Here is a 24,286-nt window from a genome sequence, read left to right on the forward strand (position 1 = left end):
AGTCGCGATAGGTATTGTTCTGTACAGACGCCCAATCACTCACGTTCCAAGCCATAACCCTATGGAACCAGGGCATTACTTGAAGATGACTGGCTAGACTTACGGTATTGAAATGACCAACAGCGATGATTCACATGGCGTAGAGCAGAAACGCCAAGCCTTCGCTGATTGCACTGCAGGCTTCGCTGTTGGCCTGACAAGGAAGAGGTCTGCCGGTAACGAATGGAACGGCAATGGAGGCACAAGGACTGATGCGGATATTGCCGGAGTGAGAAATCGCGACATGAGCTCTGTCATAAGACAGAGCCTCAAGGCTGATTTGGAAGATTCGGGCGCCGGACATAGTCGTACCATAAAATAGGGTTAAACATATCCGGCGGTCCGGTAACCACAATGTAGCAGAATGGCTAATGCACTCAAGGAATATATTTTATTATGCTTATTCAAAAAATGAATAAGCATTAAGCGGTGCGTCTCCCCTCCTCTCAACTTTCCTGCTCCGCTAGCCTGGTTTCAGCGTACCGACTCTGAGCAACTTTACGCATTGCCGACTAACTAAATGACCGGACACAACGTCGCGCCGTAGCCCAAGCATCGCATTACACCTTAATCAAGGCTGCTCCCGAAAGGCCTAGATAGCCACGAAGAATCTAGCGCTACATTAATCGGCGACGCTATGCAGCCTGCGCGTAAATGCCTAGGCCGCAACGCAACGCAATATTAATTTACGCGGGTGTTGAGCGGCCTTAACATGTTCGGCCATTAAAACAGTTATGGCGCACTCAACAACAAATTACGATCTCGGCCTCGCAACATCCGAGGCTAGACCTCTGATTCCTTCAGACTAAAACCTGTGTGGCATCACACTCTCCACTCCGCCGTAAGGCTCAAACCAATTCGGCTAAAGATGCCGGATTGAAGCCCTTCAGATCCGCGTAATCGCCCTTTTCCACTTTGGCGACCCAATCCTTGTCACTCAGCAGAACACGCCCTACTGCGATCAGATCAAACTCTTCGCGCTCCATGCGCTCGACGAGCCGATCCAAACTCGCAGGGGTTGATCCCTTGCCGGCGAAGGCATTAGTAACATCATTTTCTAGCCCAACCGAACCAACACTGATGGTCGCGGCCCCGGTTACTTTCTTCGCCCAGCCCGCGCAGTTCAGGCCGTTCTCACCGTCGATCTCGGGGAACTCAGGTTCCCAGAAGCGGCGTTGTGAGCAGTGTAGGACGTCGACACCAGCCTCGACCAATGGCAACAGCCAGTCTTCCATCACAGCTGGCGTTTCAGCGACGCGTACTCCGTAGTCCTGTTGCTTCCACTGGCTGACGCGCATGATGATCGGGAATTCAGGGCCAACAGCATGACGAACAGCAGATACGATCTCACTGGCAAAACGCGAGCGTTCCTTGATCGTCGGGCCGCCGTAGCGGTCGGTGCGCAGATTGGTACCAGACCAGAAAAACTGATCGATCAAATAACCATGGGCTCCGTGGATCTCAACGGTATCGAAGCCCAGTCGTTTGGCATCCGCTGCGGCCTTGGCGAACGCTGCTACCGTGTCGGCAATGTCCTCTTCACTCATCGCCACACCACGCAGGTCACCTGGCGAATCAAGGCCCGACGGGCTTTCCACTGGCGCATCTGGCTCCCAGTCGTTGATGTAACGCGTGGCACCGGTGTGCCAGATCTGCGGTGCCATGCGCCCGCCAGCGTTGTGGACCGCATCGATCACGTTTTTCCACCCAGCCAGCGCCGCTTCGCCGTGAAAAAAAGGAATACCGGAATCATTGCGTGATGCTGGGCGATCAATCACGGTGCCTTCCGACAAAATCAGCCCGACACGTCCCTCTGCCCGCCGCCGGTAGTAGGCAGTGCTCGCTTCACCCGGGATGCCTTCGGGTGAGAACAGACGCGTCATTGGCGCCATAACAATCCGGTTTTTCAGTTCAAGCGACCGGATGGAAAAAGGACGAAATAAAATGCTGGTTTCAGGGTTTGACATCGGATGGACTCCATTTGCTTTCGGAAGCCATATAAGTATATTTTGTAAACCAAATGTCAATTAGGCACTTAGAGTCGCCTAGGTATACATGAGGAAACTTCGATGCTGGAATTAAAGCCGCAATGTTTTTCGTCGGAGTGCCCAAGCCGGGCGCTGTTCGACCAAATCGCAGACAAGTGGTCAATGATGGTTCTGGCGGTGCTTGATGACGGACCGCATCGCTTTAATGCCATCAGACGCCGCCTGGAGGGCGTCACTCAGAAGGCACTGACACAGTGCCTGCGGCGACTGGAACGAAATGGTCTCGTCTCGCGCCAGGTCATCTCGTTCTCGCCCGTGGCAGTCCAGTATGAGATCACCCAACTGGGTCGAACACTGCAGCAGCCATTTCGCGAATTGCATAAATGGACGCTCGACAAATTGCCTGAGGTTGAAACGGCCCGGTTGAAGTTTGACGAGGCCGCGCAGGTAAGCCTGGCGGAGTGAATGACTTCGCAGGTTTACTCGCGGTATCCCTAAACCTACCAACGCTACATTAAGTGCCTAATTGACTCTAGGTTTATCGCGTATACCTTGTAATGGTCGACAAAGATGGCCTCACTTGATGCCTTATTGCGACCTTTGATCAACGCCTCTCTGCGACTCTCGACGACTGGCCAAGCGCCTTCGATATCGACGCGGCAGCGCTGATCCCAGCGGCCTGACCTTTTTTGGAAAGCCCAATATGACGAGGACTAAAATGCGCGAAAATCTTCAGTTTTACATCGATGGTTCGTGGGTGGAGCCCGCTGGCAATATCGTAATAGATGTAATTAATCCGGCTGACGAAACGGTTGCCGGCCAAGTCGCGCTCGGCGGCACCATCGACGTCGATAAGGCGGTCGCAGCGGCGAGAGCCGCCTTCCAGACCTTCTCGCAGATATCGGTTGATGAGCGTCTTGCACTCTTCGATCGAATCATCGCAGCCTACCAGTTGCGCACACATGACCTTGCGATAGCAGTGTCCGACGAAATGGGCGCACCGCTATGGCTTGCCGAGCAATTGCAAGTCACGGCCGGCCTGGCCCACATTCAAATCGCTCGCGCCGCGTTAGCCAAATACAGTTTCGAACACGAGATGGGCACCACTGAGATCGTACGCGAGCCGATTGGCGTCTGTGCGTTAATCACCCCATGGAACTGGCCGCTCAACCAGTTGACCTGCAAGGTGGCCGCAGCGTTGGCGACAGGCTGCACGATGGTGGTGAAGCCTTCTGAAGTGTCGCCCTTCTCGGCGACGATCTTTACCGAGATCATGCATGATGCCGGTGTACCGGCCGGTGTTTTTAATCTGGTACATGGAGACGGCAAAGGTGTTGGCGACGCACTGACTGGTCATCCTGAAGTCGATCTCGTCTCGTTTACTGGATCTACCCCCGCAGGCATCCAGGTAGCGCGCAATGCTGCACTGACGGTGAAACGCGTGCATCAGGAACTTGGCGGAAAGTCGCCGAACATCCTGTTGCCGAGTGCCGATTTCCCTTCCGCCGTGGCGGCGGGCGTGGCTCAAATTATGCTCAACAGCGGTCAATCATGTAATGCGCCGTCACGAATGCTTGTACCCATTACACGAATGGATGAGGCCGCCGATCTTGCACGTACTGCGGCAGCAGAGTGGGTTGTCGGACACCCGGCGAACAATGCCAAAATGGGGCCGGTCGCCTCCGAGGCGCAGTGGAGCAAGATCCAGAACCTGATACAGATCGGCATCGATGAAGGTGCAACACTGATCACAGGGGGGCTCGGCCGACCTGAAGGGCTTGATGCCGGATTCTACGTCCGGCCGACCGTCTTCTCCGACGTGACGAATGACATGACTATCGCCCGCGAGGAAATCTTCGGGCCGGTGCTTGTCATCATCGGTTACATCGATGAAGCCGACGCAGTGGCGATCGCCAATGACACGGTATTCGGTCTTGCCGCTTATGTTCAGGGCGAACATACAGCCGCCGAGGCAGTGGCGCGCAAACTTCGGGCCGGACAAATCACGCTCAATTATGCCGACATGGATTTGGCGGCACCGTTCGGGGGATACAAGCAGTCGGGTAACGGTCGTGAATGGGGAGAAGTTGCGTTCGGCGATTTTCTCGAAACCAAAGCGATTGTTGGCTTTCGCCGGGCCATGTGACGAGCCTGCTGCCGGACAGGTTGCCATGAGCGTCTGAGTAACCGTCAAGCACTAGGCAACTAGTGCTAGGACATCCGGTGACGTTACATAAATCGGAATCTACGCTTAGATGATGGTAACGGTATGATCACGTACCGTTACTTATCGCTTTTGAGCACGGAGCAGATTTATCAGATGCTCAGGCGCGCCTGCGGGAAAATCAAATCGCTGAAAAAAGGACGGGCTCTATTTGTGGATTCCTCTGCTGGGTTACATGTGCGCGGTGATCCTAATCCCCTTCGTTGGTAACCTCTCAGACAAGATCGGCCGCAGGCCCCCAGTCATTATTGGCGTTCTCTGCGCAGGACTGCTCTCGTACGCGTACCTGTACGCTATCAGCGTCCACAACCTGTGGCTTTCGCTGGTTCTCTCCGTACTCATGTGGGGCGTCGCCTATCAGGGTTTCAACGGCGTATTCCCGAGCCTCTTTCCCGAATTGTTCCGTACGCGGGTGCGTGTGACCAGTATGGCCATCGGGCAGAACATAGGGACCGCGATGACTGCATTTCTCCCGGCAATCTTCGTCACTGTTGCGCCCCCGGCTCCGAGAATATCCCTCTGAAAATCGGTTCTCTTACATTAGGTATCTGTGTTATCGCTGCGATCGCGGCGTTCACTACACGCGAAACATACCGGATTCGCCTTGAAGATCTCGGCAAGCGCAACGCAGTGCCTATTGCCAAAGAAGAATACGATCGTATGCGGGCCGAAGCGATGCAGGGCACAGCTCAGACAGACGCACCGAAGGATCTGGCTAGCCAACTGCGCTCATAACGACTTTCGACGTCATGGACGCGGCCTACGCTTCAGCTCGGCTTTTGACGCTTACGCAGACGTCTGAATGATTTGAGCCGCCAAGCTGAATCCGACACCTGAGCAGCTAACGACTCACGTCATCGCTTTGGTGCTCTCTGTCTACCGGGCGGCTGCGTGTCAGCCGCTTTCGAATGCGCTCGACAACTTTCTATTGGGCCGAGAAGCTGCTCGTCGCGCTGGCGGTGAATCTACGTTAGCCCTACATTAGGGCCAACCACACCTGCGCGGAATATCCATGACGCCCCTCCAGGACAAAGGCACCACGTCAATTGCCTTGGTGCATGAGGCATTGTATAGCGCCAGACAGCGGAGCCTGGATCTGACGATTGCGTTAGCCAATGCCGACATCGACCCTCAACTGCTCGACGCCCCAAAAGCCAGGGTCTCAGCGACCTCCTTTGCCCGACTGTGGGTGGAGATAGCCGACCTGCTAGACGATGAATTTTTTGGCATCGACAGCCATCCTATGCGTCGCGGCAGCTTCAAACTGATGTGTCATGCGCTCCTGGACTGCAGTACTTTGGGCCAGGCGTTGCGGAGAATGTTGTCATTCCTGCGGCTAGTACTGGATGACATTCATGGCGAGTTGCAGGTCAAGGACGATCTTGCATTTATCGTGGTACAGGACCGAGGCGTCTTGCGCCGCCTGTTTGCCTATGGCACCTGGTTTATCCTCGTACACGGGCTGTCATGCTGGCTGGTCAATCAGCGTATCCCCCTGCACAAGCTCAGTTTTCGGGCGTCCAGGCCTGAGGATCAGAGCGACTACCGCATGCGCTTCTGTGAGGACATCGAGTACGACGCGCCCACGACCCAGGTCAGTTTCGACAAAAAATTCCTCGACATGAAAATCGCGCAGTCGCCGGCCACGGTGGGTACCTTCCTCAAGGAATCCCCCGGCAGCCTGCTGGTGAAATACCGCAACGACGACAGCCTTAGCGCACAGATAAGACGTTACTTGCGTGGATCAAGCCCGGAAAAATGGCCCGAACGTGATGACTTGGCTGTGATACTTCACATGTCCAACTCGACGTTACAACGCCGCTTGCAAGCAGAGGGCACGCATTATCAAAACCTCAGGGACGACCTTCGCCGCGACATGGCGATTGACCTGCTGTCGCGTGGCGATATGACGGTGACGCAAGTGGCGGCCGCCACCGGCTTCCAGGAAACCAGTGCATTTCATCGAGCCTTCAAGAAATGGACTAGCGTCAGCCCCGGCGCCTATCGACGCGGCCACCTGGAGGAATAAGCCTCCTACTACTACGCCCCCGCCCCACCCCGTTCAGTTCGGTGCACTGCGTTGCACACATGCCCAAACAGCTCACACAAATTGGTGCCACCCGACATGGGCGGCACCTCATCGCCTTCCTAGAATGTCGCGAAGTGCACTTCACCAACAACAATAAGACTGAAGGAGACACGTCATGCAATCAGTGAACGTCTATACGCTCGCGGGCGAATCCACATTCAACCGTTTTCACCGCCTGATTCTGTTCTGGTGCGTGCTTATTTTGATCATTGATGGTTACGACCTCGCCGTGGTCGGAGCGGCCCTGCCCGCCATCATGCAAGACATGGGCATCGACGCAACAAGTGCTGGCGTGATGGCTGGGTCGGCCCTGCTGGGAACAATGCTCGGAGCCATTTTCCTCGGCACACTGGCTGACCGTATCGGCCGTCCGAAAATGATCGCGATCTGTGTTGCGTTGTTCAGCCTGTTTACCGCCGCCGCCGGACTTACCAGTGATCCCATCACCTTCAGCATTTCGCGCTTTATCGCAGGCCTCGGCATCGGCGGCGTACTGCCGATAGTCACCGCGCAGATGGGTGAATTCTCACCGGCCAAGCTGCGTACGCGGTTGGTCACCCTGGTATTCGCGGGCTACTCCGTGGGCGGCATTCTCGTTGCGCTGACGGGTAAACACCTGATCGAAAGCCATGGCTGGCAGTCGGTGTTCTTTGTTGCAGGGCTGCCGGTGGTGCTGATCCCGCTGATCTTGAAAACCATGCCGGAGTCCATGGCGTATTTGCTCAAACAAGACCGTCAGGCTGAACTACGTGCCATCGTTCAAAGGATCAGCCCCAATCTCCGACTGGGCGATGACGCGATATTTGCGGGCAACCCGACCGAGGCCAAGGCTGCACTCGACAGCCCGATCAAGGGTCTCTTCAGCGAAGGCCGGGGGTTCAGCACGGTGATGATTTGGGTGGCCTTTATGACCGGGCTTTTCATGGTTTATGCGCTTAATTCCTGGCTGACCAAATTGATGGCGATGTCTGGTCATAGCCTCGGATCGGCACTGAACTTTGTCATTGTGTTCAACGTGGGCGCGATTGTGGGCGCGATCGGTGGGGGTTGGTTGAGCGACAAGCTCAATATCAAGCATGTGCTGATTGCGTTCTACGTCGTGGGTGCCTTGGCGCTCACAGCGATGGCCTTCACACGCTCAACCGAGCTGTTGTTTGTTGTGGTGTTCATCGTCGGCGCCTCGACGCTGGGTACTCAGTTGATCGCCTATGCCTACGCCGGGAATTTCTACCCCACGCCCATCCGCTCCACCGGTGTGGGGTTTGCATCAGGCGTTGGTCGGATCGGAGCAATCATCGCGCCGGTGTTGATCGGCTGGCTCGTTTCATTGGCTTTGCCTCTCGAACAAAACTTCATGGTGATCGCGTTGGCGGGCCTGATCGGGGCGCTGGCGGTCACGTTTGTCAATCAGTCTCGGGCAGACTCCCATCAGGTCGGCAAATTACCGGCCCTGCCCCGCTGACTGCTCACCCTGAACGGAACCCGCTAAAAGGATGCGTATCTTGAATCGCTTGTCACCACCGCCGCTGTCTGCGCAAGAAACCCAGCGCACTGTCGACTGGGCAATCATTTCACGGCGCAGCGTCAGGGCCTTTTTGCCGACAGCCGTGCCCCGTGAGGAAGTCGAAGCGATTCTGGATGTCGCACGCTTCAGTGCCTCGGGTGTGAACATGCAGCCCTGGCAGGTGCACGTTGTAACCGGTGAAGCGAAAGAGCGCCTGTCAATGGCCATCAGCGCCATCGACAACGACCCACTGCTCAGCAGCGACATGCAGGATCCCTACACCTACTACCCGAACGAATGGGTCACGCCTTACATCGATCGCCGGCGCAAGGTGGGTTGGGACCTCTACGGGCTGCTTGGGATCGCTAAAGGTGAAAAACAACGCATGCACCAACAGCACGGGCGCAATTACCGGTTCTTCGACGCACCGGTCGGCTTGCTATTTACCGTGGACAAAGTGTTGGAGCAAGGCAGCCTTCTGGACTACGGCATGTTTTTGCAAAACGTCATGTTGGCGGCACGCGGGCGGGGTTTGCACACCTGCCCGCAGGCCGCATTTCTCAAGTACCACAACGTCATTTCAGAGATGTTGAGCATTCCCGCCGACCAGATGCTGGTGTGTGGCATGAGCCTTGGCTATGCCGACCCCAAGGCCATTGAAAACACTCTGGTGACCGATCGGGAACCGGTCAGCGCTTTCGCCATTTTTCATCATAATAATAAGGAGACCTGCCCATGATCAGTGCAGCGTACGCAAGTGGACTTGATCAAACCCCAGCCAACCATGTTCCGTTAACGCCCTTGGGATTTCTGGACCGCGCCGCGTTGGTTCATCCTGAGCGTGTCGCGATTATTCACGGGGAACTGCAGCGTACCTGGGCACAAACACGTGAGCGCTGTTATCGCCTCGCCTCAGCACTGGTGGGCCGGGGCGTGCAACCAGGGGAGACGGTTTCGATTCTCTCTCCGAACGCCCCGGCAATGATCGAAGCCCACTTCGGCATTCCCTTATCCGGCGCCATCCTCAATACCATTAACCATCGCCTGGATGCCGAAGGCATTGCATTTATCCTGCGGCACAGTGAGTGCAGCTTGCTGCTGGTGGATTGCGAGTTCATGGCCTTGGCCTGTGCCGCTCTGGAGAAGCTCGAACGTCCCCCGGCAATCGTGATAATCCGAGATCACCTGGCCCCGGCACTTGGCGAGATTGATGTTACCGACTATGAAACCCTGTTTGCCGAAGGAGACCCGAATTTCCAGGGAGTATGGCCCAACACGGAATGGCAGCCGATAGCCCTTAACTACACCTCCGGCACCACCGGCGATCCCAAAGGCGTCGTGGTCAGCCATCGGGGCACCTACCTGATGAGTTTGCTGCAGATGACCAATTGGCCGCTTTCCCAGGCACCACGGTATTTATGGACACTGCCCATGTTCCATGCCAACGGTTGGTGCTTCACGTGGGCGATCACTGCTGCGGCAGGCACCCATATCTGCCTGCGCAAAGTGACGGCGGACGCGGTCTTCGGCGCCATTGCCGAACATAAAGCCGATCACTTCTGTGCGGCACCGACGGTGATGGCCATGCTTGCGAACACCCCAACACCCCTCGAACTCCCGCACCCGGTGCGTGTATTGACGGCCGGCTCCCCTCCCCCGGCCTCCGTCTTGGACGCGGTGGTTTCCATGGGTTTTCAGGTGGATCACGTGTACGGCATCACCGAAGTCGCGGGTACCCCGGTCAGTTGCGTCTGGCAGGACGGCTGGGATGAACTCAGCCCCCCCGAAAAAGCCAGGATGCGCGTAAGGCAGGGCGCGCGGGCGGCAGCCTTTGAAGGTTTGCTGGTTGCCGATGCGCAAACACTCGAACCCGTTCCTCATGATGGCCAGACTACCGGTGAACTGCTGTTGCGCGGCAATACCGTCATGATGGGGTATCTGAAAAACCAGTCGGCGACGCAAAAGGCCTTTGAAGGCGGCTGGTTCCATACCGGAGACGTCGCAGTGGTTCATCCCAATGGCTACGTGCAGATTACCGACCGCACAAAAGACGTGATCATCTCTGGCGGTGAAAACATTTCATCCGTAGAGATCGAAGACATTCTTCATGGCCACGCATCGGTATTGCATGCCGCTGTGGTGGCACAGCCAGACAACAAATGGGGTGAAACTCCCTGCGCCTTCATCGAGCTCAGAAGCCAGGTCCAGCCACCCACCGAAGCTGAATTGATCGCGTATTGCCAGGCGCGCCTGGCCCGCTACAAGTGCCCGAGCCGCGTGATATTCATGGAGCTGCCGAAAACCGCCACAGGGAAAATCCAGAAGTTCATCCTGCGGCAACAAGCCGGGAGCCGAGAGGCGATCGTACGTCTGGCTTCAACTGGCTGACACCCACCCTCTTCACTCAACCTCAAGACTGTCTGCATGCGGAGCGCGTACGCGTCGCCCCTCTGAGGAGTCGTGCGCGCCGCAAACACCAAAAACAACAACAAAAGGTGCATTCAAGATGGCAATAAAACGTACGACGTCAGTGACGATCCTCCTGTTTTCCTCTGCGGCGCCAAACGCCTTTGCAGACTTTGTCGGTGACACACAGACAAGCCTGGAATTGCGTAACTTCTACTACAACCGGGACTTTCGTAACGAAGGGGCCAGCCAATCCAAACGCGACGAGTGGGCTCAGGGCTTTATCTTGAATCTACAGTCCGGGTTCACTGAGGGCCCGTTGGGTTTTGGAGTCGACGCACTCGGTTTGCTCGGAGTGAAACTCGACTCCAGCCCTGACCGTACGGGTTCAGGCCTGCTGGCGTACGACTCGCGGCGCAATGTAGAAGATGAATACGGAAAATTCATACCCACCGCAAAAGCGCGCCTGAGCCGCAGTGAGCTGCGCATCGGCGGCCTCAATCCGGTGCTCCCGCTGCTGTCGAGCAATAACAGCCGGCTGCTGCCGCAAGTGTTCCGGGGTGGAATGCTGGTATCCAAAGAGCTAGAACCGCTGACCTTCAGTGCGATCCGTATCAACGCGGTAAAACAACGCAACTCAACCGACTTCGAAAGCCTCACGGCGTTTGGGTACAAGCCTGTAAAAGCCGATCATTTCACCTATCTGGCGGTTGACTACAAGCCGGCCCCCCACCTTGTACTCAGCTACCACCTGGCTGAGTTGGAAGACCTTTACCGCTCGAATTTCTTTGGCCTCAAGTATGAACACGCGCTGGGCAGCGGTACCGTGCTGTCTGACGTTCGCTACTTTTCTGCCCGCGATGCAGGTGATCAAGGTATCGGCGATGTGAACAACCGGACACTCAGCACTATGCTTTCCTTTCGCCAGAGCGGTCACACCCTGGGCGCTGGCTTCCAGAAAGCCTGGGGGGACACGCCATTCGCCATGATCAATGGCGCTGACACCTATCTGTTCGGCGAGTCGCTGGTTAGCACCTTTACGGCGCCTCAGGAACGGGTGTGGATTGCACGCTACGATTTCGACTTTGCCGCCACAGGATTGCCTGGTCTCACCCTGGGCTTGAAGTACGCAAAGGGACAAGAGGTAGACCCGACCCTGCTGAGCTCGGCCCAAGCCGCCAGATTACGAGTGGCAGGAGAGGACGGCAAGGAATGGGAGCGTGTCACCGATATCACTTACACCATCCAGAGTGGGCCGTTCAAAAATGTGTCAGCGCAATGGCGAAACTCGACCAATCGGTCGACGTACGCCGATAGCGCCAACGAAAACCGCCTGATTTTCCGGTATACATTTAAATTTTGACGAATGGAGTCAATCGATGCGAGCGGAGGCAAATATGGGGGCAAATTTCAATTTTTTTTGCCAGAAACCATTGTCCTAGAACCCAGTCAAAATGTTTTTCGGCGACCCTGAGAGCCTTTGAAAAAGGCTAACCGTGCCCCTCCGGGCAATGCTCTCGTTCGCCACCTTCGACCTAAATCGTTTAATAAAGTCGCTAAGGTCGCAATAACAAGCTTCGCCAGATAAGAGGTGGTTGATTTGTGAGACCTATGTAATATCCCAGGCGCGACTCCACCTCCTCGATCCCTTTTTCAGCAATATGCATCCGAAGCCGAGGTAATCGCGCCTGATCCACCGCCCACGTCAACGACTCAACGTACTCACCATGAGCCATCAAGAGATCCGCATCCGGCGGCAGTGTTACTCTGTTGACTTGGGCTTTGGCAGCCGCCAGTGCTGATTTGTCGAATAATGCAAGTCGGGACACCATGCCCTCCACAAATCGGTCCAATTCCTCGTCGGGAATAGATCGCGTCACCCAACCATAGCGTTCTGCCAGATCAGCGTCATAGTCATCGCTGCTTAATATCGCTTCGAGCCCACGATCACGTCCGATGAGACGTGCAAGGCGCTCACTGCACCCGCCGCTCGGCAGAATGCCGATACCGACCTCAGGTTGGCCGAACACTGCATGCTCCCGGCTGGCGTAACGTAGATCGCACGCCAACGCCAATTCGTTCCCGCCGCCTCTCGTCCGCCCACGGATTGAAGCGATACTGATGAACGGTGCTTTGGAAAGCCTCACGACGAGATCGATCCACTTCGGCATCCCTTCCACACCTGCCAGCATCGGAAATTTTCCGGATTCATCAAGATCAAAATGGTTGAAGAAGTAGCCAGAGACGGTGCTGCTGAAAATGACCACTTGAACACTCTCGTCCTCGCTCAGTTCCTTTACGACTTCATGCAAGCGATTGACGGTTTCGGGCACGATCAAATTAGTCGGTGGATTCGAGAACTTGATCTTGCAGACTTTCGGTGTAAGTCGCGCAATGCTGATCGTACTTGGTTGTGTCATTTCACATTCCTTGATGAAGCTCACGGTCACGCGTTGATGTCGATCACGACGCGGCCCTGGACTTTGCCTTCGAACATTCGGCCGATCACCGCAGGCACCTCCGCAAGACCAACCACCTGTGTCGTGCGCGCGAGTTTGCTCAGATCGAGATCGCTTGCCAGGCGCGTCCAGGCCTGGAGTCGGGACTCGTACGGAGCATTGACGGAGTCGATGCCAGCAAGGGTTATATTGCGCAGAATAAAGGGCAACACCGACCCTGGAAGATCCATACCCTGAGCCAGACCGCAGGCCGTCACCACACCGCGATACTGGGTTTGCGCCAACACGTTCGCTAGCGTATGACTGCCGACCGAGTCCACAGCGCCAGCCCATCTTTCCGTCGCTATCGGTGCTCCTTGGGCAGAGAGCGTTTGGCGATCGATGATCTGCGCCGCACCTAAACTGGTCAGATAGTCTTTCTCCTCAACACGCCCGGTCGACGCGACCACGCGATAGCCGAGATCGGAGAGAATCGCAATCGCGATCGAGCCGACTCCGCCATTGGCGCCAGTGACGAGGACGTCACCGCGAGCCGGTGTGAGACCGCCATGTTCCAGCGCCAGTACCGACAGCATCGCCGTGTACCCTGCTGTGCCGATAGCCATTGCGTCCTTGGTCGAGAATACGTCCGGAAGCTTGACCAGCCACTCGCCTTTTACGCGTGCCTTCTGAGAAAATCCGCCGTGATGGGTCTGGCTCAGCCCCCAACCATTGGCGACTACGCGGTCCCCCACAGCGATGCCGGGATAGGCAGAGGTTTCGACGGTGCCGGCAAAATCGATGCCGGTAACCAATGGAAACTGCTTGATGACGTCGGCATACCCACTAAGGGCTAGAGCGTCCTTGTAGTTCACAGTCGAATAGTCGATTTTTACGGTAACGTCTCCGGGCATAAGATCTTGCTCATGCATGTCAACTACGCTCGCCGAAATCCTGTCGCCAGTCTTTGTTGCGAGCAGTGCTTTGAACGTCATCATCGTCTCCTCAATGACCATGCTGGTCGAAATCAACTCAAGGCACCTACGCCTCGCATATCCGAAAAACTAGTGCGGGTCAGGTAACTTTTTGTCAGGATGTTTGGGATCGAGAAAAGCCAGCGCCTTCTCCACGAAATTGGCGTGATTCTGGAAGATCGCACCATGTCCGGCATCTTCGTAAATGATCAGTTGCGAGTTCGGGATGCGGCGCGCCATATCAGTAGAGTTCACTGTCGGCACCATGATGTCGTTATCACCATTGGCGATCAGTACCGGGATCTGGATACTGCCGAGATCCTGGGGTGCCTGCCGCCCCCACGCATTGATCGCCTTCAACTGTCGCGAGAAGGCACTTGGCGTGGGTCCCTTGTCCCGATCCGTTTTGCGCTCCTTCAGTCGCCTCAAGAAGGCCTTCGCGGCTTGGCGACCATTGGCCGAGGCTGTGAAGAACAGATAGAACTTCGGATCCCGTAGCGTCAGTAACCCCTTGATCATCAATGGCCACGACACCGGCCCTACCTTGTCGATGTCTTTGCCGCCCGCCGGCCCGGTACCGGCCAAAATGAGCTTGCGCACCAAGTCGGGTGCTTTCAGCACGATGTCCTGTGCCACGAATCCGCCAAGGGAAAAACCGATTAGATCAACCTTTTCCAAGCCCAGCCCATGGATCAGGGCTATCGCATCCCGCGCCATTTCATCAATGGTCACGGGCGCTGTTCCTCCCGATGCGCCGATGCCTCGGTAGTCAGTGGCGATGACGCGATGCTTACTGGCAAGACCATCGATGATCCGCGGGTCGAAGTTGTCCAACACCGCGCCCCAATGGTTGAGAAGAATCAGCGGCACCCCGCTGCGAGGCCCCAGATCACGGTAGGCAAACACAGTCCCTGCGACATTGATCGAGCGGTTTACGGCAGTTACGTAGGACGTACCCGATCCAAGGTAATTGTCGGAATGGGTCATTGTTTACTCCATGCGTCTGGTACGGACCGGGAGCCCTGAGATGGGGAGGTCCCGGTCTGCTTTATGTCAATTGAAAGTGATGACGCCCCCTACCTCTGCGTCGCCGGAATACTTACGAGGGCGTGCGATACCGCTCTGCTACATGCGCTTGTCTAATGTCCGAAATGAGCGCTTGTCGCGCGGCATCCAGGGCGGTCCAGCGACTTGCGTCGTGCAGTGGCGGGATGGTCACAAGCTCACGCCGATCAAAGCCCACGAGCGCGGCATCCACCAGCTCACCCACCTCCATCAGTTCCGGCAGCGCGTTGATGTCGATGCCCGCACGCCCCCAAATCTCGGTGCGGGTTCCGGCAGGAAGCACGGCCTGGATATAGACACCCTTGGGCGCGAGTTCCAGACTCAGTCCCTGAGAGAGGAACAACACAAAGGCCTTGGTGGCGCCATAGACCGACATGCCGAATTCCGGCGCCAAGCCAACCACTGAGCCGATATTGACGATCGCGCCTTCACCGGCCTGCGCAAGCCGAGGGGCGATTGCGCTGGCGAGTCGCACCAATGAGGTTGTGTTGAGCGCGACGAGTCGAGCGACATCGTCGGTCGTCTGCTCGATGAAGCTGCCAGACTGGGCTGCCCCGGCGTTGTTAATGAGGATGCCGATTCGCGAATCATCGCGCAGGCGCGTCTCGACGACGGCCAAGTCGCTGGGCTTGGTGAGATCGGCCTGGAGGATATCGACAGCGACACTGTTTTCCTCGCGCAGGCGAGCCGCAAGTGTCTCCAGCCTTACTTTGTCGCGGGCAACCAGCACGAGATCGTGGCCGCGACGTGCGAAGCGCTCGGCGTAGGTGGCGCCGATGCCGGAGGAAGCGCCGGTAATGAGGACTGCGGGATGGGTAGTCATGTATTTGCTCTCTTGATCAGGTGAACCCATGTCGGGCATGCAACGTACAAATCGACACCGCGCCAGTGTTACAGGGCGCTGGCGTCAGCGAGGGTTGGATAGTCGATGTATCCCGCAGCACCACCGCCGAAAAGCGTGGTCGGATCGAACGCCGCCAACGGCGCTGCGGTCTTCAGACGTTCCACCAGATCCGGGTTAGCAATGAACGGGCGCCCGAACGCGAAGAGGTCTGCCTTGCCTTCGGTGAGTCGGGAAGTAGCGAGATCCAGGTCATAGCCATTGTTGGCGATGTAGGTGTTCCTGAATCGCCGACGCAGGGAATCAAAGTCGAACGGTGCGACCTCGCGCGGCCCGCCGGTCGCGCCCTCGACGACATGGAGATAGACGATGCCCAAGGCATCGAGCTGGTCGACGATGTAGTCGAATTGTCCCTGTGGATTGCTGCTCGAGACACCATTGGTGGGCGAAACCGGCGAGATACGAATACCGGTGCGCTCGGCGCCGATCTCGCCGACCACTGCTGCCGTCACCTCCAGCAGCAGCCGCGCGCGATTTTCGATAGACCCGCCGTAGGCATCGGTGCGTACGTTGGCACCGTCCTTCACGAACTGGTCCAGCAGATAGCCATTGGCGCCGTGGATCTCGACGCCATCGAAGCCTGCGGCGATGGCGTTTGCCGCGGCCTGGCGGAAATCGTTGACGATCCCGCTCAGTTCCTCGAGCTCCAGCGCCCGAGGCTCGGAAACGTCGACAAAGCTGTTGTTGACGAACGTCTTGGTTGCGGCCCGAATGGCCGAGGGCGCCACCGGAGCGGCGCCGTTCTCCTGTAGATCAACATGCGAAACTCGCCCGACGTGCCACAACTGCAGGAAAATTTTCCCGCTCTTCGCATGGACGGCATCGGTGACCTCACGCCAACCGTCGATCTGCGCTTGCGAGTAGATGCCGGGCGTATCCTGGTAGCCCTGCCCCTGCTGCGAAATCTGTGTGGCCTCGGAAATCTGCAGACCGGCCGACGCCCGCTGGCTGTAATACGTTGCAGCGAACTCGCTTGGAACGAAGCCCGCGCCGGCGCGGTTGCGCGTCAGCGGCGCCAGGACCACCCGATTTGAGAGCGTCAGGGAGCCGAGGGTGTAGGGCTCAAATAAAGTTTTTTCGGTCATATCTTGTTTCTCCCACGTTGACTGATGGTCGTTGTTGCGAGTGCGCATCACCATACGATCGGCGCTTTCAGGCGGGCGTCGCTCATGGCCTGAGCCCTTCCAAAAGTTAGCGAGCCGTTATGATGATGATCATAATCTTAATCGTCAATAACTTTGATGATGATTGACATCAATGTATATTGGCCGCCTGACAGTCAGCAGATTCAAAGAGGCATGTGGATATGAGGGTCACCAAAGCGCAGGCACAGGCGAATCGGGCGCACATCGTCGAGACGGCGTCCGCCCTGTTTCGTGAACGCGGTTATGACGGTGTGGGGGTGGCGGAACTGATGGCCGCTGCCGGGTTCACCCATGGCGGGTTCTACAAGCACTTTCGCTCCAAAGCCGATTTGATGGCTGAAGCAGCGGCGAGCGGGCTTTCGCAGAGCCTGGTCAATAGCGCAGGCCTCGACGTCACCGAGTTCGTCAATATTTACATGTCACGAGATCACCGCGATGGCCGCAGCGTTGGCTGCACAATGGCGGCCCTTTGCGGGGACGCTGCGCGTCAATCAGAGGAAGTCAAGGCAACGTTTGCTGACGGGATCGAAAGCATGCTGGCAGCTCTTGAGCCTGAGGGCTCGCTAGGCGACGTGGATCCGCACACAGTGCGAGCACAGATGATCAACATGCTTGCCCATGCGATCGGCGCAATCGTGTTGTCGCGGGCTTGTCCGGATGATTCCCCGCTGGCGGATGAGATTCTGGAGGTCTGCCGTGAAAACATTCTCGCGACACTGTCACCGTCGCAGGCCACGTAGTCGTTGTCTCAGCGGTAATCCCGAGAAGTGGCTGCGTGTCCCATGGAACGGGTCCATTCGCAGCCGGGATCGCCGAGGTGTTATCCACTATCAATAGGCATGTAGGCGCGGACATCTAATGTACGGAGAGGTCAAGACAGCAAGGGATGGCTTGCCAAAAATGCGGCGACTCGCTCAATGACCTCGTCTGGCCGCGAATCAGCAAAAAAATGTCCGCCCACTATCGCAGAAGCCTCCATCATCGTGCAGCGATCCACCCAAGTGGCGGGTAAATCATAGTGCTTGGCCATCGCACCGGAGGCGCCATAGAGGATCAGCGCGGGCGCGGTGATACGTCGTTCGGAGTCTGACAAATCGTCCTCCAGATCCACAGTAAGGGTGGCACGATAGTCGTTGCAAAACCCAGCGATCGTCGCCGGATCACGCCAGGCTTTCCGATACGCCGCCAGTTGGTCAGCATCGAAATCTTCCGGCCCTGCGGCGCCCCAGCCGAAAAGGCAGTTCTCGAAAAAGAAATCGGGATCCGCCGCAATCATCCGCTCCGGAAAGGGTGCGGGCTGAGAAAGGAAAAACCAGTGCCAGTAACTGTGGGCTACGTCCTTGCGTAAATCTGTCAGCATCACAGCCGTAGGAACGATGTCCATCAGCGTGACACTCGCCAACTTGTCTGGATAATCCAGCGTCATCCGGTATGCAGTGCGCGCACCACGGTCGTGTCCAACAAGATGGAACCGTTCATACCCGAGCACACGCATCAGTTCGACCTGATCCGCGGCCATGGCGCGAAATCCGTAGTTCGACAGATCCGGTTGAGCCGCAGGCTTAGACGATGCGCCATACCCACGCAAATCTGCACAGACAACCCGATAGCCACGCGCGACCAGCCCTGGCGCAATATGCGCCCAGAGCGCCATGGTCTGCGGAAACCCGTGTAGCATCAATAACGGTTCGCCTTCACCCGCCGCAACACAGGCAATTTCCATATCGCCGACAGTAATTCGGTGCGTTTCGAAGTTTTCGAACATGGAGTCGTCTCGTTATTTTACTTTGACGATGACCTTGCCTTTTGCACGACCGGTTTCAACATAAGCCAAGGCATCCGGAGTCGATTCGAATGGAAAAACCCGGTCCACCACCGGGCGTATGACCCGGGAATCGATGAGAGCGGTAATCTTCCGCAATTGCTCACCGCTGGCTCTCATATAAAGAAATGAATAACTGACGCCACGACGTTTGGCCTTTTTCCTGATTCCATAACTCAACAGACGCATGACCAGTTTCAGGAACCCGGACAATCCGGCGCTTTTCGCAAACTCAGCATCCGGGGGGCCAGAAATCGAGATAAGCATTCCGCCAGGCTTTAGTACACGCAGCGATTTCTCGAGTGTATCTGTGCCCAGACTGTTCAAGACCACATCGTAGTCGTGCAGGACCTTTTCGAAATCGTCTTTGCGGTAATCGATCACGATATCTGCACCGAGGTGCTTCACCCACTCAACATTCGCCGTGCTTGTGGTCGTCGCTACGGTCGCCCCCAGGTGTTTGGCCAGCTGAATGGCCAGTGTTCCCACACCACCGGAGCCCGCATGGATAAGCACCTTTTGGCCTTTCTTCAGATTCGCTTTTTCGACCAGCGCCTGCCAGGCCGTCAAGCCAACCAGAGGGATCGAAGCTGCTTCTTCCATTGTGAGATCTTTCGGCTTGATCGCCAGTGAGCCTTGATGGATCGCAATGAATTCGGCGAATGCACCAATTCGATTGTCATCGGGCCGTGCATAGACCTCATCACCTGCCTTGAATTGCTGCACTCCTGAGCCGACCCGTACGACGACCCCAGCCAAATCATTACCCAGAATAAGCGGCATGCGATAAGGCAAAATCATTTTGAACTCACCGTCTCTGATTTTTAAATCCAGAGGATTTACACCGGCAGCATGGATCTGGACTAAAACATCATCCTTGCCCAACTCAGGTTCTGGCATGTCGCTCGCCCGCAACGCAGCCTTTTTTCCATAGCGATCGATAATGAATGCTTTCATCGTACTTCCTTATTCCTGGCGTACCCAGGTCTGTGAGCGCCCTAATACCGGCACGCCAATGTAGCCGCGCACGCTGAGCTTTTTGCCGTTGTCGGTCAGGTGGACTTTACTGCTATAGACCTTGCCGTTATCCGGATCGAGGATTTCGCCATCGGTGTATTCTTCGCCGTCCTTTCGCAAACCGGTCAGAATGGTCAGGCCTACAATCGGCACATTCTTGTTCACGCCTTCACATTTCTCGCACTTCGGATTCTGATCTTCTTTGGGGGTGGGAAACGCTTTTTCGATAATGCCCTTCAGAGTGCCATTGGATTCGGTGATTCGAATCAACGCCCTTGGCTTGCCACTGACATCGTCGATGTTTTGCCACAGACCAACCGGCGAATTGTCGTCTGCCCACAGTGCCGATGACATGACTGCTGCTGCCAGGGTGAGTCCGAAGATACCTGCTTTGAGCGTACGCATTGTCTGAATCCTCATGATTGAGCGAATTTTCTTGTCGGCTTGATGCCATTTTCAGAGTATGAAATTGGCCCTGTGGCTCACGGCTATCGGATTGCGCTTGCTGTGTTCAGATCGCTTTCTGAGCAAGCTTCCAGTCGCGCCAGCCATATAACGTTGTTATTTGATAAACATAACGCCGTTATGGCAGTATTGCAACATGACCACTGATAACTCACTCCCTAATGCCCCCACCCGCCTCGTCGAGGCAACCATCCGTGTGCTTGCGACTAACGGCCCGTCCGAAGTCAAGGCCCGTTCGGTAGCGAGCGAAGCCGGCCTGTCGACGATGGGGGTTTACACACACTTCGGCGGAGTGCCGGAACTTCTACAAGCAGTCGCTGACGAGGGATTCAAGCGGTTGGCTGCAGTCTTCAAGCGTGTGCCAATCACGGATGATCCGATAACCGACTTATGTGCGATGCTCCTGGCTTGCCGAGACCTTGCACGAAGCAATCCCCATCTGTACGACTTAATGTTTGGTCTTTCGATTGACGGCAGATATAGCCCCTCACGAGGTACCATGAAATCGATTGCAGATGGGCAATCGGAAGCCTTCAAGGCGACATACGCGATTCTGATCAACGCGTGCGCTCGCTTGGTTGATGCCAAATGCGTTCGCAAAATCGATCCTGCTCTCATCGCGCCACAGCTGTGGAGTGCCGCGCATGGATTCATCATGCTCGAACTCGCTGGCCACTTCTCAGGCATGGAAAATCCTGCTTCGCAGATCCTGGTAGCGACGTGTAACAACATTGTTGTCGGCTTGGGAGCGAAGCGCGAAAAAGTGGAATCTTCCACTGCTGGCGTAATTGCCGGATAGGCAACTCCGCCAGAATCTTGTAAAAAACCGCGCAACCCTGCAGTAACGCGGAGCGAACAGTATTTCAGTTCAAGTACGCAGCCACTCGGCATGTTCAGAGGTTGGGGTCAACCGGTTCGCTCATGCAGAGAAGGAACCGGTCATGACAGATGCTCGTATGCTTTGCGGCTCAATGCTCATATGTGCAGCATGATAGGGATCTGTATCGAGGCCACGCGCTGATTATCAGAATGCCTGAGCACGCCACTGGACGGTTTCGTAGATACCGCCTCACCTCGCTCATGAACACCTTCGTTATTACGGGCCTGTGGAATCCGCGCCATTGCGTATTCGGCGAGTGCCGTGATGGTCAGCGCAGGATTAACCCCAGGATTTGCAGGCATCGCAGCGCCGTCACAAACCAACATGTTCTGGTAACCAAAAACGTGCAGATTCTGATCAATCACTCCGCTTTTGGGGTCGGCACCGATAACGGCACCGCCCAGCACATGGGCTGTTGTCGGAATGTTGCCCAGCGCTTCCAGTACGTTGCTCTGGGCAATACCGCCGGTGTGCCTGGCCAACCATTGAACCGCCTGGTTACCCATCTCGATGTAAGTCGGATTTGGCTTGTCGCGATTCTGCTCGGTGACGAGGCGGTAGCCGCGACCCAGCCAGCGCTTGCTGGGGCGTAGTGCGATCGCATTGTCCAATGTCTGCATCACTAGCAGCATCACCATGTGTCGGCTCCAGCCCCATGGCCATAGCGACTTGAGCCATCGCGCTGGGTGCAACACGATATTCCCCAGCCACTTCAGCGGCCGCGTCACGCGGTTACCCTTACCGACCAGCAACGTGCAAAGCAAACTAAGGAAGTCGGCGTTGCGACCGTAGGTGAGAAACTCGATGTGGGTATCCTGATCGACGTGCACACTGCTGCTGGCGGTAACGTCGTTCCAGGTCTTGCGGTCCTCGGGCAGGCGCACGTTCAGAACCGATTCGCTGTTGGTGCGCACCAGTTCACCAAGGCGATCGCTGACCCGGGGCAACGAGCCGCCGTGCTTGCAGTTGGCCAATAATTCGTTGGTACCGAGAGCCCCGCCAGCGAAGATCACTCCGCGGGCGGTGTAAGTATGGCGATCACGGGTGAACCAGGCGCCGGGCCGCTGGACGGTCACACGGTAGCCGTCACTACCATCGGCTGCCCCGAGTGGGCTCACATCAACGACCTCACGCTCTGCCAATATCTGCACGCCGCGTTTCTCTGCGAACCACAGGTAGTTTTTCACCAGCGAGTTCACGGCACCGACGCGGCATCCCACCATACAGGCGCCGCAACGTATACACCCGGTACGGTCAGGCCCTTCCCCACCGAAATAGGGGTCCTTGACGGTTTTGCCCGGTTCGCCAAAGAACACTCCGGTGGGTGCTCGAGTGAATGTGTCTTCGGTTCCGAAGTGTTGCGCCATCTCCCGGGCCAGTTGCTGGTTCGTCGAGTCGAATGGCACCGTCTTTACCCCAAGCATGCGTTCGGCCGTATCGTAGTGAGGCTGCAATAGCTTGTCCCAGTGGCCGAGCTCCCGCCACTGCACGTTTTCGAAGAACTCTGGCTTGGCGCGGTACAACACACCGCCATACACGGTACTGCCGCCACCGACACCCGACTGGCTGGGAAAAAAGACATGGCGAAACAGCGACATGCGCATGATGCCCTTCAAACCCAATGCGGGTGCCCACAGATATTTGTTGAACTGCCAGGCCGACTTGGGAAGGTCTTCGTCGCGATAGCGACGGCCGCGTTCGAGTACCCCGACGCGATAGCCTTTCTCCACGAGGCGCAGCGCCGAGACGCTGCCGCCAAATCCCGATCCGATCACCAGCCAGTCGAAGTCTGCGTTTTTCATGATGTGTCCCCTTCTACGTGCCGATTGCTTTGCGCTTAAAATCCATCAGGTAATTGCCTGTCAATCGACATATTCGGTGCACATCTTGCGCAGCCTCAGCTTGTCGACTTTGCCCACGGCATTCTTTGGCAGGCTGTCGATGATGTTGATCGTGGAAGGTCTTTTGTAACGCGTCAGCCGGTCAGTGCAGTGCTCATTCAAGCCCTCCTGGGTACCGGCGAATCCCTTACGAAACGCGACATAGGCAACAACAATTTCGCCGAAGGTCTCGTGAGGGACACCAATAACTGCTGCTTCAAGAACCCCCGGAAATTCGAACAACACATCCTCGATCTCCTTCGGATAGATATTCTCGCCGCCGCGAATGATCATCTCTTTAAGGCGCCCGACGATGGCCAGATAACCGTCTTCGTCGATCCGGCCAATGTCGCCGGTGTGCAGCCAGCCATCGACGATGGTCTTCGCTGTTTCCTGGGGTTTCCCAAGGTAACCGCGCATGACGTTAGGACCTTGAACCAACACCTCGCCACTGGCGCCCTGCGGCAAATGCACACCGCTCGGGTCGGCGATTGCAATGCGTTGCCCGATGAAAGGCAGCCCGACCGTACCGACCTTGCGTAGGCCGTCGAAGGGGTTGATGGTTGAAGCGCACGTGCCTTCGGACAGGCCATATCCCTCAAGCAGCGGAAAACCGAAGCGAGCTTCAAATTTTTTCAGTAGTTCCGCCGATGCAGGCGCCGCGCCGCAGATGCCATACCGAAGACTGGAGGTATAAGGTTTTACCTCACGAGGTAACGCGTTAAGCATTGCGTAGATGGTTGGCACTGCAGAGAAGTACGTGGGTCGAAGCCACTCGACATCCTCAAAAAACGTGTCGACGTTGAAACGTTTGCGAATCGAAACCCGACCACCGCTTGATAGCGGGACAAGGGTACTCACCACAATGCCGTTTACGTGAAAGAGTGGAAGTATCAATAAACAGTGGTCTGTTGCCGTGACCTTGAGTGAGTTCCGTCCCATTTCCGACATGGCTTCAATATTGGCGTGATCGAGCATCACGCCCTTCGGCAGGCCGGTAGTGCCACTGGTGTAGATCAACAGCGCCAGTGCGCCAGGCTCTTCAACAGGTACACCGGTGTAGGACGGCCCCGCTTCCAGAGTGGCGACAGGCAGGGACTGCAGATTTTGGACTATGACTTCGCCGCTGGCGTTGATGAGCAGCTTCGCCCCCGAGTCAACCAGTTGATGGGTTGCTTCCTTGCTGGTGAGCCCAGGATTAATAGGCGTGACCGCCGCCCCCAGACGCCAGGCGGCGAACATCGCCACCACAAACTCCACCTGGTTGGGCAGCATGATCGCAACAACGTCTCCAACGCCCACCCCCCTATCCGCGAACACTCCCGCTGCCGTGAGTACTCTGGAATGGAACTGCCGGTTAGTCAGGTTGCTGCTGTCGTCAGCAATGCACAGGCCGTCTGGCTCTGTCACCGCGCGCAAATCTGGAAGTTTGGAAAAGCACATTATTGT

21 protein-coding genes are annotated in these 24,286 nt (G+C 56.5%); 10 read left to right on the plus strand and 11 right to left on the minus strand.

The genetic code is table 11. The features are described 5' to 3' along the window. Nucleotides 1–887: 887 nt before the first annotated feature. Nucleotides 888–2,006 carry an NADH:flavin oxidoreductase gene (locus ACZ9BB_RS10355; protein WP_476213683.1) on the minus strand — a complete coding sequence of 373 codons (1,119 nt, stop codon included), beginning with the start codon at nt 2,004–2,006 and terminating at the stop codon, nt 888–890. A gap of 102 nt (nt 2,007–2,108) precedes the next feature. Here ACZ9BB_RS10355 and ACZ9BB_RS10360 point away from each other — a divergent pair, with 102 nt between their 5' ends. From ACZ9BB_RS10360 to ACZ9BB_RS10395, 8 genes are all read left to right on the plus strand, one after another. Further along, the gene (locus ACZ9BB_RS10360) at nt 2,109–2,492 is read left to right on the plus strand and encodes a winged helix-turn-helix transcriptional regulator (protein ID WP_476213684.1); all 384 of its coding nucleotides are present in this window, start codon (nt 2,109–2,111) and stop codon (nt 2,490–2,492) included. A gap of 253 nt (nt 2,493–2,745) precedes the next feature. Continuing rightward, on the plus strand, nt 2,746–4,173 hold the full coding sequence (locus ACZ9BB_RS10365) for an aldehyde dehydrogenase family protein (RefSeq protein ID WP_476213685.1): 1,428 nt from the start codon (nt 2,746–2,748) through the stop codon (nt 4,171–4,173). A 253-nt stretch (nt 4,174–4,426) separates the two neighbouring features. After that, on the plus strand, nt 4,427–4,774 hold the full coding sequence (locus ACZ9BB_RS10370) for an MFS transporter (protein ID WP_476218264.1): 348 nt from the start codon (nt 4,427–4,429) through the stop codon (nt 4,772–4,774). Between the two features lie 489 nt (nt 4,775–5,263). Further along, on the plus strand, nt 5,264–6,280 hold the full coding sequence (locus ACZ9BB_RS10375; RefSeq protein WP_476213686.1) for an AraC family transcriptional regulator: 1,017 nt from the start codon (nt 5,264–5,266) through the stop codon (nt 6,278–6,280). 175 nt (nt 6,281–6,455) lie between these two features. Beyond that, nucleotides 6,456–7,802, plus strand: a complete 1,347-nt coding sequence (locus ACZ9BB_RS10380; RefSeq protein WP_476213687.1) for an MFS transporter — start codon at nt 6,456–6,458, stop codon at nt 7,800–7,802. Nucleotides 7,803–7,833: 31 nt separating this feature from the next. Beyond that, nucleotides 7,834–8,583, plus strand: a complete 750-nt coding sequence (locus ACZ9BB_RS10385; RefSeq protein WP_476213688.1) for a nitroreductase — start codon at nt 7,834–7,836, stop codon at nt 8,581–8,583. Beyond that, complete coding sequence (locus tag ACZ9BB_RS10390; RefSeq protein ID WP_476213689.1) at nt 8,580–10,232, plus strand: AMP-binding protein; 1,653 nt, start codon at nt 8,580–8,582, stop codon at nt 10,230–10,232. The genes ACZ9BB_RS10385 and ACZ9BB_RS10390 overlap by 4 nt, the downstream gene beginning before the upstream one ends. 118 nt (nt 10,233–10,350) lie before the next feature. Further along, nucleotides 10,351–11,613 carry an OprD family porin gene (locus ACZ9BB_RS10395; RefSeq protein WP_476213690.1) on the plus strand — a complete coding sequence of 421 codons (1,263 nt, stop codon included), beginning with the start codon at nt 10,351–10,353 and terminating at the stop codon, nt 11,611–11,613. 193 nt (nt 11,614–11,806) lie between these two features. Here the strand turns inward: ACZ9BB_RS10395 and ACZ9BB_RS10400 are convergent, their stop codons facing one another. From ACZ9BB_RS10400 to ACZ9BB_RS10420, 5 genes are all read right to left on the minus strand, one after another. Beyond that, nucleotides 11,807–12,670, minus strand: coding sequence for an enoyl-CoA hydratase/isomerase family protein (locus tag ACZ9BB_RS10400; RefSeq protein WP_476213691.1), 864 nt, complete (start codon nt 12,668–12,670; stop codon nt 11,807–11,809). A gap of 26 nt (nt 12,671–12,696) precedes the next feature. Then, nucleotides 12,697–13,683: an acrylyl-CoA reductase (NADPH) gene (gene acuI, locus ACZ9BB_RS10405; protein WP_476213692.1), complete on the minus strand. Its 987-nt coding sequence runs from the start codon at nt 13,681–13,683 to the stop codon at nt 12,697–12,699. A gap of 69 nt (nt 13,684–13,752) precedes the next feature. After that, nucleotides 13,753–14,649, minus strand: coding sequence for an alpha/beta fold hydrolase (locus ACZ9BB_RS10410; RefSeq protein WP_476213693.1), 897 nt, complete (start codon nt 14,647–14,649; stop codon nt 13,753–13,755). A gap of 112 nt (nt 14,650–14,761) precedes the next feature. Further along, entirely contained in the window at nt 14,762–15,550 is a 789-nt protein-coding gene (locus ACZ9BB_RS10415; protein WP_476213694.1) for an SDR family NAD(P)-dependent oxidoreductase, read from the minus strand. 68 nt (nt 15,551–15,618) lie between these two features. Continuing rightward, nucleotides 15,619–16,713: an alkene reductase gene (locus ACZ9BB_RS10420; RefSeq protein ID WP_476213695.1), complete on the minus strand. Its 1,095-nt coding sequence runs from the start codon at nt 16,711–16,713 to the stop codon at nt 15,619–15,621. Nucleotides 16,714–16,934: 221 nt separating this feature from the next. On the opposite strand from ACZ9BB_RS10420, the gene ACZ9BB_RS10425 reads away from it, so the two are divergent. Beyond that, the gene (locus ACZ9BB_RS10425) at nt 16,935–17,513 is read left to right on the plus strand and encodes a TetR/AcrR family transcriptional regulator (RefSeq protein ID WP_476213696.1); all 579 of its coding nucleotides are present in this window, start codon (nt 16,935–16,937) and stop codon (nt 17,511–17,513) included. Between the two features lie 131 nt (nt 17,514–17,644). On the opposite strand, the gene ACZ9BB_RS10430 is transcribed toward ACZ9BB_RS10425, so the two are convergent. The 3 genes from ACZ9BB_RS10430 to ACZ9BB_RS10440 are packed head-to-tail and all read right to left on the minus strand — an operon-like array spanning nt 17,645 to nt 20,017. Then, the gene (locus tag ACZ9BB_RS10430; protein WP_476213697.1) at nt 17,645–18,538 is read right to left on the minus strand and encodes an alpha/beta fold hydrolase; all 894 of its coding nucleotides are present in this window, start codon (nt 18,536–18,538) and stop codon (nt 17,645–17,647) included. 12 nt (nt 18,539–18,550) lie between these two features. Continuing rightward, nucleotides 18,551–19,552: an NADP-dependent oxidoreductase gene (locus ACZ9BB_RS10435; protein WP_476213698.1), complete on the minus strand. Its 1,002-nt coding sequence runs from the start codon at nt 19,550–19,552 to the stop codon at nt 18,551–18,553. Between the two features lie 9 nt (nt 19,553–19,561). Beyond that, nucleotides 19,562–20,017: a DUF2147 domain-containing protein gene (locus ACZ9BB_RS10440; RefSeq protein WP_476213699.1), complete on the minus strand. Its 456-nt coding sequence runs from the start codon at nt 20,015–20,017 to the stop codon at nt 19,562–19,564. 196 nt (nt 20,018–20,213) lie between these two features. On the opposite strand from ACZ9BB_RS10440, the gene ACZ9BB_RS10445 reads away from it, so the two are divergent. Further along, nucleotides 20,214–20,876, plus strand: coding sequence for a TetR/AcrR family transcriptional regulator (locus tag ACZ9BB_RS10445; protein WP_476213700.1), 663 nt, complete (start codon nt 20,214–20,216; stop codon nt 20,874–20,876). 176 nt (nt 20,877–21,052) lie between these two features. On the opposite strand, the gene ACZ9BB_RS10450 is transcribed toward ACZ9BB_RS10445, so the two are convergent. Both ACZ9BB_RS10450 and ACZ9BB_RS10455 read right to left on the minus strand, forming a co-directional pair. Then, a complete protein-coding gene (locus ACZ9BB_RS10450; RefSeq protein ID WP_476213701.1) occupies nt 21,053–22,759 on the minus strand; it encodes a GMC oxidoreductase in 1,707 nt (568 codons plus the stop codon). Between the two features lie 60 nt (nt 22,760–22,819). Continuing rightward, on the minus strand, nt 22,820–24,280 hold the full coding sequence (locus ACZ9BB_RS10455) for a class I adenylate-forming enzyme family protein (protein WP_476213702.1): 1,461 nt from the start codon (nt 24,278–24,280) through the stop codon (nt 22,820–22,822). Nucleotides 24,281–24,286 lie beyond the last annotated feature (6 nt).

Source organism: Pseudomonas sp. TE3552 (assembly GCF_056278945.1).

Coding starts and splice junctions, on each gene's coding strand:
- ACZ9BB_RS10355 (WP_476213683.1), bottom strand. CDS start 2,006: ATGTCAAACCCTGAAACCAGCATTTTATTTCGTCCTTTTTCCATCCGG.
- ACZ9BB_RS10360 (WP_476213684.1), top strand. CDS start 2,109: ATGCTGGAATTAAAGCCGCAATGTTTTTCGTCGGAGTGCCCAAGCCGG.
- ACZ9BB_RS10365 (WP_476213685.1), top strand. CDS start 2,746: ATGCGCGAAAATCTTCAGTTTTACATCGATGGTTCGTGGGTGGAGCCC.
- ACZ9BB_RS10370 (WP_476218264.1), top strand. CDS start 4,427: ATGTGCGCGGTGATCCTAATCCCCTTCGTTGGTAACCTCTCAGACAAG.
- ACZ9BB_RS10375 (WP_476213686.1), top strand. CDS start 5,264: ATGACGCCCCTCCAGGACAAAGGCACCACGTCAATTGCCTTGGTGCAT.
- ACZ9BB_RS10380 (WP_476213687.1), top strand. CDS start 6,456: ATGCAATCAGTGAACGTCTATACGCTCGCGGGCGAATCCACATTCAAC.
- ACZ9BB_RS10385 (WP_476213688.1), top strand. CDS start 7,834: ATGCGTATCTTGAATCGCTTGTCACCACCGCCGCTGTCTGCGCAAGAA.
- ACZ9BB_RS10390 (WP_476213689.1), top strand. CDS start 8,580: ATGATCAGTGCAGCGTACGCAAGTGGACTTGATCAAACCCCAGCCAAC.
- ACZ9BB_RS10395 (WP_476213690.1), top strand. CDS start 10,351: ATGGCAATAAAACGTACGACGTCAGTGACGATCCTCCTGTTTTCCTCT.
- ACZ9BB_RS10400 (WP_476213691.1), bottom strand. CDS start 12,670: ATGACACAACCAAGTACGATCAGCATTGCGCGACTTACACCGAAAGTC.
- acuI (WP_476213692.1), bottom strand. CDS start 13,683: ATGACGTTCAAAGCACTGCTCGCAACAAAGACTGGCGACAGGATTTCG.
- ACZ9BB_RS10410 (WP_476213693.1), bottom strand. CDS start 14,649: ATGACCCATTCCGACAATTACCTTGGATCGGGTACGTCCTACGTAACT.
- ACZ9BB_RS10415 (WP_476213694.1), bottom strand. CDS start 15,550: ATGACTACCCATCCCGCAGTCCTCATTACCGGCGCTTCCTCCGGCATC.
- ACZ9BB_RS10420 (WP_476213695.1), bottom strand. CDS start 16,713: ATGACCGAAAAAACTTTATTTGAGCCCTACACCCTCGGCTCCCTGACG.
- ACZ9BB_RS10425 (WP_476213696.1), top strand. CDS start 16,935: ATGAGGGTCACCAAAGCGCAGGCACAGGCGAATCGGGCGCACATCGTC.
- ACZ9BB_RS10430 (WP_476213697.1), bottom strand. CDS start 18,538: ATGTTCGAAAACTTCGAAACGCACCGAATTACTGTCGGCGATATGGAA.
- ACZ9BB_RS10435 (WP_476213698.1), bottom strand. CDS start 19,552: ATGAAAGCATTCATTATCGATCGCTATGGAAAAAAGGCTGCGTTGCGG.
- ACZ9BB_RS10440 (WP_476213699.1), bottom strand. CDS start 20,017: ATGCGTACGCTCAAAGCAGGTATCTTCGGACTCACCCTGGCAGCAGCA.
- ACZ9BB_RS10445 (WP_476213700.1), top strand. CDS start 20,214: ATGACCACTGATAACTCACTCCCTAATGCCCCCACCCGCCTCGTCGAG.
- ACZ9BB_RS10450 (WP_476213701.1), bottom strand. CDS start 22,759: ATGAAAAACGCAGACTTCGACTGGCTGGTGATCGGATCGGGATTTGGC.
- ACZ9BB_RS10455 (WP_476213702.1), bottom strand. CDS start 24,280: ATGTGCTTTTCCAAACTTCCAGATTTGCGCGCGGTGACAGAGCCAGAC.